Annotated in this window: 1 protein-coding gene; it reads left to right on the top strand. The window is 62.9% G+C overall.

Annotation, left to right across the window (positions count from 1 at the left end; all coding sequences use genetic code 11):
- Positions 1–329: 329 nt before the first annotated feature.
- Positions 330–1,739, top strand: a complete 1,410-nt coding sequence (locus K359_RS56620; RefSeq protein ID WP_198031299.1) for a DDE-type integrase/transposase/recombinase — start codon at positions 330–332, stop codon at positions 1,737–1,739.
- The last annotated feature ends 22 nt before the right edge of the window (positions 1,740–1,761 follow it).

Raw genomic sequence — 1,761 nt, 5'->3', positions numbered from 1 at the left:
CGCATTGCCTCATCGAAAATGTTACCGAACAATTCCGCTGATGACTGGGGCGGCGTTACCGAATCAGGTCGGTGGCGCCAATGGCGAGTGGGATCAGCATGGGCGCAAGGCGCGAGGTGTTGGCCGCGGTGGCGAGGCGCTACCGTGCGGCTGGACGAGTTGAGAAGGGACGGATCCTTGACGAGTTGACAGCAACGACGGGTTGGCACCGCAAGCACGCGGTGCGAGCACTGTCGGTTGCCGGAAGGGACAGGCCCAGACCACCACTGGACGAAGGGGCAACGAGCCCAACCGAACCTGCGACAAGTCGGCGACGCAAATACGCCAGCGTGCGCGACGCGCTGATCGCGCTGTGGGAAGCCTCCGATCGCGTCTGCGGTAAGCGCCTCGTATCGATGATCCCAGTGCTGTTGCCCGCACTCGCGCGGCATGGCCGGCTGAAGCCAACGAGCGCAGAGCGTGCGCTGCTGACAACTCTGAGCGCGGCGACGATCGATCGGATGTTGATCGACGTTAAAATTGCGGCTGCTGGGGGGCGCCGGCGGCGAGTCGGATTCTACTCGGCGATTCGACGCGAGGTGCCGATCCGCACTTTCAATGACTGGGCAAACCCGCCGCCAGGCTTTTGCGAGATCGACATGGTCGCGCACGGTGGGACCAGCGTCGCCGGCTCGTTTATCCAGACTTTGACCATGGTGGACATCGCAACAGGATGGACGGAATGCCTGCCCCTGGTGACACGCGATGGCAGCCTCGTCGTGGAAGCGATGACGCGAGCACAGGGCCTGTTCCCGTGGGTGATCTGTGGCGCCGACTTCGATAACGACAGCGCGTTCATGAACGACGTCGTCGTTCCATGGTGCCGAGCACAGAAGATCGAGGTAACGCGGTCACGTGCCTACAAAAAGAACGATCAGGCTTTCGTGGAGCAGAAGAACGGTGCGGTGGTCCGGCGGCTCGTCGGATACGGGCGCTTCGACGGGGTCGAGACGGCCCGCGTGATGGCACGTCTCTACGCGGCGGCGCGCCTGCTGGTGAACTTCTTCCAGCCGTCATTCAAGCTCAAAGAGAAGCGCCGCGAGGGTGCCAAGATCATCAAACGCTATCATCCGCCTGCCACACCATACGAACGTGCACTGGGGCACCCGAAACTCCCATCAGCGGTCAAGCGCCGTCTGCGCCAGACGTATCGGACTCTCGATCCCATACAATTGCTTGCCACGATCCGCACGGCGCAGGAAGAGCTCGGCGAACGGATCGGCAAGCGCGGTCTTGCGAAGGTTCCCACCGTATCGCCGGCTGATCCGCTCTCGTTTGCCCGATCGCTCGGCACGGCGGCAAACACCGCCGAAGTGCGGGCCACGCACCGCCGGCCGAAACGGCGATACAAAAAGCGTATTCGCATGCCCTCGAAGCTCGATCCCCATCTCGCGATCATCGAGAACTGGCTCGCCGTCGAGCCACAGCTCACTGCACTGGCCATCGTGGGCAGGCTCGCCACGATCGATCCTTCGATGTTCAGCGACAAGCAGCATTCGATCGTTCAGCGCCTGCTTCGGTCCCTCCGGCGGAAGGTGGCGGAGACAGCCATCGTATCCATGCCCGTGGATGAAATACGGCCCGAGGCTGTGGACGGCGCTGCGTGTGATGAGCACTCCGCCCCGCCAACAGCCTCTCCACCGAGCTGGCCGCGGCTCGAGACCGGTCTGGGGCAGTTCGTAGACCTTCATCCCGGGTAACATTACTTCCTGAGGCAATACG

This window comes from Bradyrhizobium sp. th-b2 (genome assembly GCF_000426785.1).
Taxonomy (GTDB): domain Bacteria; phylum Pseudomonadota; class Alphaproteobacteria; order Rhizobiales; family Xanthobacteraceae; genus Bradyrhizobium; species Bradyrhizobium septentrionale.
Note: the sequence above shows the minus strand (reverse complement) of the source record. Positions and strands in the feature narration are given on the sequence as shown.